The organism is Roseovarius halophilus (ex Wu et al. 2025) (genome assembly GCF_047086965.1).
This window is the reverse complement of record NZ_JBKOTX010000020.1, coordinates 40,815-51,282: the sequence shown is the minus strand read 5'-3', so window position 1 is coordinate 51,282 and position 10,468 is coordinate 40,815. Positions and strand designations below refer to the sequence as shown.

Genomic DNA, 10,468 nt, shown 5'->3' with positions numbered 1-10,468 from the left:
GCGCGCGCGGGCTGAAACGCGCCGCCCGTGCCGGGGCGGGTCGGGCTGAACGCGGGCGTGTTCCGCTTGCCCGCCGGCCCGTGCGATGATATCAATTGTCAACATCCGTTGGGGTGCCCCGCTTTCGGGGCTGAGAGGCCGTGCGCCAACCCATCGAACCTGATCCGGTCAGCACCGGCGGAGGGAACGGAAAACCTGCAAGGCGGCCCCGGCCGCCGATTTCCCGTCTCCCCGTTGATCTGACGCAACACCAGAGGAGACGCGCCATGCGCCTGTTACCAACCGTTTTCGCCCTGCTGATTGCCGCGCCCGCGGCCGCGCAGGACAAGATGACCCTGATTCTCGACTGGTTCCTAAACCCCGATCACGGGCCCATCGTCATCGCGCAGGAAAAGGGCTTCTTTGCCGATGAGGGGCTGGAGGTCGAGGTGATCGCGCCGGCTGATCCGGCGGACCCGCCCAAGATGGTCGCCGCGGGTCAGGCCGACCTCGGGATATCGTACCAGCCGCAACTGCATCTTCAGGTGGCCGAGGGCCTGCCGCTGACGCGGGTGGGCACACTGGTCGCCACGCCGCTCAACTGCCTGTTGGTGCTGGAGGACGGCCCGATCGAGAGCATCGCGGATCTTGAGGGCCGCAAGGTCGGTTTCTCGGTCGCCGGGGTCGAGGAGGCGTTGCTGAGCGCGTTGCTGCAGCCGCATGACCTGGGCTTGAGCGATGTCGAACTTGTCAACGTCAACTGGTCGCTGTCGCCCTCGCTGATGTCCGGGCAGGTTGACGCGGTGATCGGCGCGTATCGCAATTTCGAACTCAACCAGATGGAGATCGAGGGCCGCCCGGGGCGGTGTTTCTACCTCGAGGAAGAGGGCGTGCCGCCCTATGACGAACTCGTCTACGTCGCCAACCCCGAGCGGATGGACGACGACATGATCCGCCGTTTCCTGAGCGCGACCGAACTTGCCACGCAGTACATCACGAACCACCCGCAGGAAAGCTGGGACGTGTTCTCGGGCACGTCGAAGGAATTGCAGGACGCGTTGAACGAGAAGGCATGGGTGGACACGTGGCCCCGGTTCGCCCTGCGCCCGGCCGCGCTTGACGCCGGCCGGTACGCGCGGTTCGAGAAGTTCCTTGCGGAGGCGGGCCTTGTCGAGGGCGAGCGCCCGGTATCCGACCTGGCCGTCGATCTGGGCGCCAGATGACCCGGCGCGGGGCCGGCCGCGCCGGCCCCCGTTACCGCACGAGCAGGACGGGCACCTTGCAGGAGCGGATCATTTCGGTCGTGGTGGAGCCGATCAGCAGGGCGCGTACCCGGCTGTGCCCGTAGGCCCCCATCACCAGCAGGTCGTACCCGTCGGATTCGGTCATCTGTGCGAGAACCTTTTCCGGCTCCCCTTGGCGGATGAGCGTTTCGGGCTCGATCCCGCCCGATCGCAGGGTGGCGGCCGCGCGCTCCAGCGCGCGAGTCATCTCCGGGGTTTCGGTGCCGGCAAATACCAGCGTCACGGCAAGCCCCGCGAATAGCGGGTTGCGCGCGATGTGATCCACGGCCTTGAGCGATGACGCGCCGCCGTCGAAGGCCACGAGCGGGCGTTCCGGCGCCCTGAAGGCGCGGTTGGCCACGAAAACCGGTTTGTGGCTGGCACGCACGACCCGTTCGAGGTTGGATCCCAGGTGTGCCGCGGCCAGCCCGGCGGCCTCGCCGCGCTTGCCGACGATGATCATGTCGCCGGTATCCTCCTTGGCGCTGATCGTCTCGATCAAGTCGCCCTGCCGCAGCCGCGTTTCGACCTTGATGTCGCCCTGTGCCTCGATCAACGCGCGGGCATCGTCGAGTATGGCGCGGCCCTGTTCGTGGGCGAGCTTCGCGCGCTGCGTGTCGAGATCGGAAAGCTGTTCAAGCAGGCGGGAGCGCGCACCGAGGCGGATGGCGCCCGACAGGTCCTGTTTCTCGGGGGCGTCGCGGCGGCCCATCACGTGATAAAGCTTCACCGTCGCGCCCGTGCGCGCCGCGATCCATGCCGCGTGGTGGCAGACGCTTTCGGAATAGGCAGAGCCGTCGACAAGGGCGATGAGCGTGTTGGTTGTCATGTTCCGTTTCCCTTCAGTGACCGAGCAACTCGTCCATTGCGCCGGGTTTGTCGTGGATGGCCAGCCGGTCGACGATGGTCTCGGACGCCTCGTTCAGGCCGATGAGGTCGACATCGGCGCCCTCGCGCCGGAACTTGAGCACGGCCATGTCGAGCGCCGCAACCGAGGAAATGTCCCAGATATGCGCGCGGCTGAGGTCGATCGTCACCTTCTCGGGGGCTTCCTTGAAATCGAAGGCGCGCATGAAATCCTCGGACGAGGCAAAGAAAAGCTGGCCCTCGACGAGATAGGTGCGGTGCGTGCCGTCGGTGGTGATCTCGGTCCTGACGCGGAAAAGCTGCGCGATCTTCCAGGCAAAGAAGATGCCCGACAGCAACACGCCGACCAGCACCCCGATGGCGAGGTTATGGGTGTAGACCACGAAGAAAACGGTCGCCAGCATCACGATCGACGACGATCTGGGATGCTCGCGCATGTTCTTGATCGACGACCAGGAAAAGGTGCCGATCGAGACCATGATCATGATCGCCACCAGCGCCGCCATCGGGATGATCGCCACGATATCGCCGAGCGCCACCACCATGATCAGCAGGAAGACCCCGGCGGCGAAGCTGGACAGCCGGCCGCGCCCGCCGGATTTCACGTTGATGATGGACTGGCCGATCATGGCGCAGCCCGCCATGCCGCCGATGAAACCGGTGGCGGTGTTGGCAAGGCCCTGGCCGATGCACTCCTGGTTGCGGTCCGAGCCGGAATCGGTCAGGTCATCGACGATCTGCTGGGTCATCAGGCTTTCGAGCAGGCCGACCACGGCCACGGCCAGCGCGTACGGAAAGACGATCTGCAGCGTCTCGAATGTCAGCGGGATGTCGGGGATCAGGAAGACGGGCAGGGTATCGGGCAGCTCGCCCATGTCGCCCACGGTGCGCACGTCCCAGCCCATGGCCACGGTCAGCGCCGTCAGCACGATGATCGTCACCAGCGGCGAGGGAACGGCCCGCGTGAGGCGCGGGAACAGGTAGATGATGGCCAAACCGCCCGCGACCAGCGCGTAGGTCAGGGGCGGCACGCGTCCGGGGTCCAGTTCGGGAAGCTGGGCCATGAAGATCAGGATCGCCAGCGCGTTGACGAAGCCGGTCATCACCGATTTCGACACGAAGCGCATCACGTAGCCCAGTTTCAGCAGCCCGGCGCCGATCTGCAGGATGCCGGCCAGCACCGTGGCCGCCAGCAGGTATTGCAGGCCGTGATCCTTGACCAGCGTGATCATCAGGACGGCCGTCGCGGCGGTGGCGGCCGAGATCATGCCGGGCCGGCCACCCGTGATCGCGATGATCACGGAGATGGAGAAGCTGGCATAGAGCCCGACCTTGGGATCGACACCCGCGATGATGGAAAAGGCGATTGCCTCGGGGATGAGCGCAAGGGCGACCACGAGCCCGGACAGGATGTCGCCGCGTATGTTGGAGGTCCAGTCGCGCCGGTAGGCGGTAAGAGAGAGCATGTGATCGCGTTTCCTTGGGCCGCGCCTTGCCGGCGGTCTTGGGTCATGTCCTTGTCGGTCGGGCTGGTCCGGGCGGCCGGTCGTGCGGATCACGCCGGGTCAGGCCCGGATGCCGTGATGCTGCATCGCGGCATAATCCGCGCACGGGGAGAGCGCAACCCGCTTTTGCTTTTCGGCAGCAGGCGCCGTCAGCCGGTGGCGGCGATCACGGCGGCCCCCGTGGCGAGGCTGGCACCATGCGCGGCCATGACGCGCCAGCCTGCCGGCCATCCGGCCACTGCCAGCGTGATGGCCGCCTTGATCAGCGTATTGACACCGGTCGCGACGAATATCCCGATCGCGGCGGTGCGCACCGTGATACCCGTTTCGGCGATGCGAGCAAGCGATATGGTGATGGCGTCCACGTCGGTGATCCCCGACAGGGCGGCGGCCGTGTAGACCCCGGCATCGCCGAACCACTGGCGCAGGTAATGGGTGCCCAGCAGAACGGCCGCCAGCAAGAGCGCGAAGAGCAGCGCGGCCTCGAGCCCGAGAGGGTTCGAAATGGGTGGCGGCGTCGCGCGGTCCTTCTGGGCCTCGGGAGACAGGCTCCCGAAAATGAGGCCCGCCCCGCCCAGCCCGGCCAGCGCCATGCAGGCCATCGGCACGGCCAGCCGGTCCAGGAGCGCCGGGGCGAACAGGGCCGCAAGGACCGTGATGCGCAGGAAGGTCACGGCGCCGGCCAGCACGATCCCGACGGACAGGACCGGTGCGAGCGGCGGTTGGGCCCGCGCGCGCCGGGCAAGGGCGAGCGTGGTGGGCGTGGATGATGCCAGACCGCCGAACAGGCCGGTGATGATCGCGCCCAGCCGGTCGCCTGCCAGCCGCATTGCCGCGTACCCCGCGAAGGACAGTCCGGCCACGAGGATCACCGCCCACCAGATCGCATGGGGGTTCAGCACCCCGCCCGGGCCGAAACCACGGTCGGGCAGGACAGGCAGAACGACCACGGAAATCACGGCAAGCTGAAGCACGGCCATCAATTCGAAGCGCCGCAAATGCTTGACCCACCGATGAAGGGTTGTCTTGAGGGCGAGCAGCGCGGCGGCCAGCACGGCCGCTGCCGCGGTCGTCGGCATGTCGCCCAGCACGGCGCCGGCGCCAAGGCCGAACGCGACGAGCAGCGCGATCTCGGTTGTCAGTCCGCGATCATCATCCTGCTGAAGCCGGATGGCGTAGCTGACGGATACCAGCATCGCTACGCCAAGAAACGCGAAACCCAGCACGACAGGCGTGGTGATCGTTGCCAGCCAGCCGCAGATGCCGCCCAGGAGCCCGGCGAGCGCGAAGGTGCGCAGGCCCGCGATGCGCCCGCCTTCGGGGCGGCGGCGTGCGCTCCAGCCCCGTTCGAGGCCGAAGAGCAGGCCGATGGCCAGGGCGAGGCCCAGACGGCGGAGGAGGTCGGTTTCATCCATGCCGTCTTTATGATCCATTTTCGCCGGCTTGGAAAACGGCCATCTGGCTGGCGCCGCCGAAATCGGGGTGACATCCCGCGATGTCGGCAAAGCTGACGCGGTACCCGTCGGCACGGGCGACGCGGCGGCCCCAGTCGCGGAATTGCCCGCGGGACCATTCGAACCGGTGACCGGGGTGACGGAACCTGTGGGCGGGTACGCCTAGCAGGGGGTTGAACTCGGCATTCGGGGTGGTGACGACCACGGTCGCGGGGCGCATGTGATGGAACACGGCCCGCTCCATGCGTGACAGGTGCGCGGGCGGGACGTGTTCGATCGTCTCGATCATCAGGGCGCAGTCATACCCGGCAAGGTCAGTGCCGACCCCGGTGATCGAGGCGAGGCGCAGGGCCACGGGCCTGTCCCCGGTATCAACCGACGCGAGCCGGCGGCGCAGCCGGTCGATCGCGCGTGGGTCGGTGTCGATCCCGGTCAGGTGCCGGATGCCGGGATCTGCCGCGAGCCGAAGGAACAGGTCGCCGTCGCCGCACCCGAGGTCGAGCACGCTGGCGGCGCCGCTGTCGCGCAGGGCCCCGAGCGCGGCGTCGAACCTTTCAGCGTGAAGCGCCGTCGCCATCCGGTCGTCCGTCAGAACGCGCCCATGGCAAGCCCGGCCCCGAGACCGGCGCCGAGATCCCGGCAGAGGGCAAGATCATCCTCCGGGATTGTTTTCGGCGCAAGTATCCGGTCGGGCGTCTGCGCATGGGTGCAGACGATCAGGGCCGGTTGCACTTCGCGCAGGCGCCAGCCCTGCGCGATCCGGGCGGTCTGCCGGGCCGCGTTTTGCCCGTCGGAGCCGGCGCAGATCATCTGGGCGTAGGGGCGGCCCTCGATCCGGCCGAGGACCGGGTAATAGCACCGGTCGAAGAAATCCTTCATCACGCCGGCGATGGCGGCAAGGTTCTCGGGGGCGCAGAAGACATAGCCGTCGGCGCCCAGCAGGTCATCCGGCCCGGCATCGCGTGCGGTGATCAAACGGGTGGCCGTTTCCGCCTCCGCCGCGCGGGCGGCCGCCTCGGCCATCTGGCGGCTGCCGCCCGTTTTCGAGTGATAGACGATGAGAAGTTCTGCCATGCCCGCATTCTAACCATTGGCGGCGCCGGGGGCCACAGGGTGCCGGTTGCCGGAACGCGTGCGGCATCACGCCAACGGGTCAAATCGGAAAGGGTTGGCTTTGACGGAGAAAGTCATGAAAGCGAGACTCAGGGAAGGCGAGGCGCTGACCGACCTGCCCGAGCAGGCGGATGCCGGTCTGTTCTTCATCGGCCGGATCGCGACGCCGTGGTGCCGGCGCGAGGATTGCCCCCGCGACGGACGGCTGGATGGCCCCGAATGCCGCATCGAGATCTTTCCGCGGTGGGAGGCCGCGCTGGAGGGGATGGAGGCGTACGGTAAGCTCGAGATCATATACTGGCTCGACCGTGCGCGCCGGAACCCCGTGCGCCAGAATCGCAAGGGCGACGGCACGCGGTTCTTCGGCACCTTCGCCCTCCGGTCTCTCCAGCGGCCGAACCCGCTGGGAACGTCCATGGTGCGTCTGGAACGGCTGGAGGGGCGGACGCTTGTCGTGCGGGGTCTTGACTGCCTCGACGGCACGACGCTGGCGGATGTCAAACCGGACCGCTGCGAGTTCAGCCCCAAGGCGCCTTTCAGCTGGATCGACAGGCCGCCATCGCTCAACCGGGTCATGGGGCCCGTCTGGATGGCGGGGCTTCTATGTCCGGAAGGGTGGCAGTGCGACCTGCGCGCGGAGACGCGCGCGTTCTACGAGACGTAGTACCAAGTCAAGCTCGGTGAGCGCGAGCTTGACAGGTTGCTTCGGCAGGTTGACGGGCATCCGCCCGAATGAGCGGACCGCCCCGGCACCTGCCGCTTGGCGCCGTTATGACGGTGCTGGCCGGGCCGTACTGACCGACGCAACCTAGCGCGTCAGCCCGCCGGGTCTGCCTGCCCGGCCCGCATGGATGATCGCCCGGGTGGCTTTTATGGCGCCGTTCGCGCCGCCGCGGGTGTTGCGGCGCGAACTCGATACCGTTCGGGGCACTCGGTAGCGGAGGTGCGTTCAAAGCGAAGGAGACATGGGAAAGAAGTGGCCAGAGGTCCGACTCCGCATCCTTTCTTGCGTCCAAGGTCTGTGGTTTCCGGCCCTTAGTCGCCATTGAAATGTGACATTCGACCCCGTGGCGTGGTCGGCCAACCCTGACTTTCGCTGCGAGGGCAAACCCGGGAGCTTCCGACCTTACGCAGTGCTGGTCCAAGCCGCCATGCGTGAATGTTGCTTGGCCCACGCAGTATGCCTTGGCAAACGGCCGGTGGGCAGTGCGGTCATTCGCGCGCCGTTGTCAACGGGCCGCGATATTGTCCAAACCAAGAGACAGCAGCATAATTCAAGCACGCCACGCGATCAGAACCGGTGACCTTGTTTTATTGTCTTCCGGCTGCGGGCGGGTGCGCCCACTGATGCATCTTGAAGTGTCATTCGCGGCCGCGCGCATCTGCGGCACGAGACTCCGGATGCCGCAGGAAAACGTGGTCACCGATCCGTGCGACCTGATGCAGCTTTTTGGCCCAGGACGGTTGCACCGTGACCGCGTGGTAGAACTCCGCCCCGCGGGCCAGGCCTGCGCGTCCTGCATTGAAAAGATGCGCGGCCAGACGTTGTGCGCGGTCATAGGCGTCACGCTCATCGAACCGTTCGGGTGCACCGTCGCAAGCATAGCTGAACTGACAGGCGTTGCGCCGGTGGCTGCCTTGGTAAATGACATCACAGATTGTGTCGGGAAAACGTGCGCTCCGGGCGCGGTTCAGGATCACCTCGGCCACGGCGATCTGGCCTTGCACCGGCTCTCCTCTCGCTTCGAAATAGAGAGCTTCTGCAAGACACATCTCCTGCTCACTCAGCTTCGGGGGCGATGGCAGAGCCCGAATCCATTCCATGTCAAAACGCGGTGTAGCGTTCTTCAGCCGGGATATCTTGAGCGGGGTTACCTCGGTGAAGGGGGCGCCCCGTTTGTCCACGGCATGTTCTTGTGATCCGTGATCCGTTTCGCCTTGAAACCACAAAAAGCCCGATAACAAAATCAGCATCACAATGGCCGTCATGAAAATGAACGCGTGTTCGGTTTTTCTTTTCATTTTTTCCTCCGTCTCAGATGAGCCAAGGCATCGCGAGGCTGGCGAGGCTGAGCACCAGGAAGAACCCGGCCATGTCGGTGATTGTGGTCAGCAACGGCCCGCTCGCGGCAGCGGGGTCTTGCCCCAGACGTTTCAGCAGTAGCGGAACCACGCCGCCAATCGACACCGCCAGCACCGTGTTCAGCGCCAATGCGGTTCCAATCACGAGGCCAAGCCACGGGTTGCCCTTCCACGCCCAGGCCACGATGCCGATCAGGACCCCCAGCGCCACGCCATTCATGGCTCCGACGCTGACCTCCTTGAGCCAGACACGGACCGCATCGACCGGGCGCACAAGGCCCAGGGACAGCTCGCGCATGGTCACGCCCACGGCCTGATTGCCGGAACAGCCTGACATGTCGGATACCATCGGCAGGAATACCGCGATGGTGATCACGGCGGCCAGCGTCTCCTCGTAGGCCGAGATCACGCTGGCGGCGATGATGTTCAGAACGATGTTGGCAGACAGCCACGCAAGGCGGCGGCGTGAACGCAGCAGCGTCGGCATCGAGCGCAGCTCGTCTCCGAAAACGCCCTGACGGCGCAGGCTTTCGCTTTCGGCGCGCTCGGCCAGCGCCTCGTCCACAGCGGCGCGCGACAGTGCCCCGGCCAGCCGACCGTCAGCGTCAACGACGGGCAGGCCGAGGAACGGATGTTCGTCAAAGATGTCTTCCAGTGCCTCCATTGATGTCTCGACCGAAACGGTCATTGGCGCGGTCATGACCTCGGACAGTTTCATGCTGCGCTTGGCCGTCAAAAGGCCGCGCAGAGAGACGACCCCCACCGGCCGGCCTGACTCGTCAAGCATGTAGGGATGCTGGCCGCGGTAGCGCTCGAAATCCTCGTCTTCACTCGCCAACCGGCGCAACACGGTGCCAACAGTAGCATCTTGTGGAAACGAAAACGCCTCGGCCGTCATCAAGGCACCAGCCGTCCCCTCGGGATAGGCGATCAGCCGCCGCACGTCTTCGGCGTGTCCATCCTCCATTTCGCCCAGAACCGCCTCGGCGTCGGTTGCCTCCATCTCGGCGACAACGTCGGCCTGCACGTCCGATCCAAGTGCGTCCAGCACTTCGGCCGCCTTGATCGGGGGCATGTGGGCCACAAGCGTCGCCGCCATTTCGTGTGGGGCTTCTTCAACCATTTCAGCGGCCAGCTGCGGCGGCATCAAGGCAAAGGCGCGGTCGCGTTCCTGCTCTGGCAGGTTCAACAAAAGCCGCAAGGCGTCACTGTATGGCAGGGGGTCCAGAACGGCAGCGAGCGCGGCACTATGCTCGGCCCGGACCGCCTCCAAAAGGCGACCTTCCAAGGTGCGGTCGTCGATATCGAGAGTCGTCATTGGCCGTCCGTTCTGCAAGGTAAAGAGGGCGCTTAGGCCAGGGGCGCGTCACGGTCGGGAATGCCCCACCCTTGCACCATGCCCATTCGTGCGCAGAGGCGCAGAACGGCATAGTAGTTGCGCCGCACCAATTCGGCTGCGGCTGACTCATCGAGTGTCTCCAGCTCCACGGCCGGTAATGTCAGGATATGATCAATCGGGCCGCTCACGCCAAGAAGGCCGCGCAAGGACCCAAAGTCGTGCAGGTCATCCAGACGATCCAGCGAGATCAGGAACAAACGCCCCTTCAGGCGGTTGAGGCCGGGGATCAGCAAAAGCCGCTGGTACACCTGCCGCGCCAGCGCGGCCTGACAGGCAACGACAACATCGGGCCCATTCAACAACCCACCGATACGAAAGCCAAACCGATGGTTCGACCCCGGTAGATACAGTTCCGAGATATGAGATTTCTGCGGCTCGCCCTCGACCCGGGCCGCAAGGCTTGGTTTCCACTTTTCCATCATACCGTAACGATATTATCGGCCCGGCCATATGGAAAACGAATTATATTTAGGCTTGAGACAAGAATTACTCATTTTAATAGCGTTCATGCCAGCCTTCCGCCAAACGACGTTTTGAATCAAGCCTCACGCGATCACACCGGCCATTCCCTGCCAGCCGTACGAAAAAAGGGCGGGGGTGACCCCGCCCTGAGTTGAGGCAATTTCCCTGTTGGAAGCGATTACATGCCTTGCACGGGTCGCGTAGCCGGCCAAGGCCGGGCCGCAACCTGCGTGGGTCGCCTGCCACTCTCGTTAACGGCAATGACACACCGGCAGGCGACCATGACCTCGACCTCATGGGTCAACAGGCCGACCGCAGCCTATG

Annotated in this window: 10 protein-coding genes and 1 riboswitch; of the genes, 2 read left to right on the top strand and 8 right to left on the bottom strand. The window is 65.5% G+C overall.

Annotated elements, in window-relative coordinates; genetic code table 11:
• Positions 1-99 precede the first annotated feature (99 nt).
• Positions 100-203: riboswitch (TPP riboswitch) on the top strand.
• Between the two features lie 63 nt (positions 204-266).
• Positions 267-1,202, top strand: a complete 936-nt coding sequence (locus ACH107_RS06310) for an ABC transporter substrate-binding protein (RefSeq protein WP_412505101.1) — start codon at positions 267-269, stop codon at positions 1,200-1,202.
• A gap of 31 nt (positions 1,203-1,233) precedes the next feature.
• On the opposite strand, the gene ACH107_RS06305 is transcribed toward ACH107_RS06310, so the two are convergent.
• The 5 genes from ACH107_RS06305 to ACH107_RS06285 all read right to left on the bottom strand — a co-directional run bounded on the left by ACH107_RS06305 (position 1,234) and on the right by ACH107_RS06285 (position 6,162).
• A complete protein-coding gene (locus ACH107_RS06305) occupies positions 1,234-2,091 on the bottom strand; it encodes a universal stress protein (RefSeq protein WP_412505100.1) in 858 nt (285 codons plus the stop codon).
• Positions 2,092-2,104: 13 nt separating this feature from the next.
• Positions 2,105-3,595 carry a SulP family inorganic anion transporter gene (locus tag ACH107_RS06300; RefSeq protein ID WP_412505099.1) on the bottom strand — a complete coding sequence of 497 codons (1,491 nt, stop codon included), beginning with the start codon at positions 3,593-3,595 and terminating at the stop codon, positions 2,105-2,107.
• 188 nt (positions 3,596-3,783) lie between these two features.
• A complete protein-coding gene (locus tag ACH107_RS06295; RefSeq protein WP_412505098.1) occupies positions 3,784-5,067 on the bottom strand; it encodes an MgtC/SapB family protein in 1,284 nt (427 codons plus the stop codon).
• On the bottom strand, positions 5,057-5,665 hold the full coding sequence (locus ACH107_RS06290) for a methyltransferase domain-containing protein (protein ID WP_412505097.1): 609 nt from the start codon (positions 5,663-5,665) through the stop codon (positions 5,057-5,059). Before ACH107_RS06290 ends, ACH107_RS06295 begins: the two co-directional genes overlap by 11 nt.
• A gap of 11 nt (positions 5,666-5,676) precedes the next feature.
• Positions 5,677-6,162 (bottom strand): flavodoxin family protein, encoded by a 486-nt coding sequence (locus tag ACH107_RS06285; protein ID WP_412505096.1) that lies wholly within the window; start codon positions 6,160-6,162, stop codon positions 5,677-5,679.
• A 115-nt stretch (positions 6,163-6,277) separates the two neighbouring features.
• Between ACH107_RS06285 and ACH107_RS06280 the strand changes: the two genes are divergently transcribed.
• A complete protein-coding gene (locus tag ACH107_RS06280; RefSeq protein ID WP_412505095.1) occupies positions 6,278-6,865 on the top strand; it encodes an SAM-dependent methyltransferase in 588 nt (195 codons plus the stop codon).
• Positions 6,866-7,563: 698 nt separating this feature from the next.
• On the opposite strand, the gene ACH107_RS06275 is transcribed toward ACH107_RS06280, so the two are convergent.
• The 3 genes from ACH107_RS06275 to ACH107_RS06265 are packed head-to-tail and all read right to left on the bottom strand — an operon-like array spanning position 7,564 to position 10,104.
• Complete coding sequence (locus ACH107_RS06275) at positions 7,564-8,223, bottom strand: cell wall hydrolase (protein WP_412505094.1); 660 nt, start codon at positions 8,221-8,223, stop codon at positions 7,564-7,566.
• 13 nt (positions 8,224-8,236) lie between these two features.
• Positions 8,237-9,601 carry a magnesium transporter gene (gene mgtE, locus ACH107_RS06270; RefSeq protein ID WP_412505093.1) on the bottom strand — a complete coding sequence of 455 codons (1,365 nt, stop codon included), beginning with the start codon at positions 9,599-9,601 and terminating at the stop codon, positions 8,237-8,239.
• Positions 9,602-9,633: 32 nt separating this feature from the next.
• A complete protein-coding gene (locus tag ACH107_RS06265) occupies positions 9,634-10,104 on the bottom strand; it encodes a hypothetical protein (protein ID WP_412505092.1) in 471 nt (156 codons plus the stop codon).
• Between the last annotated feature and the right edge of the window lie 364 nt (positions 10,105-10,468).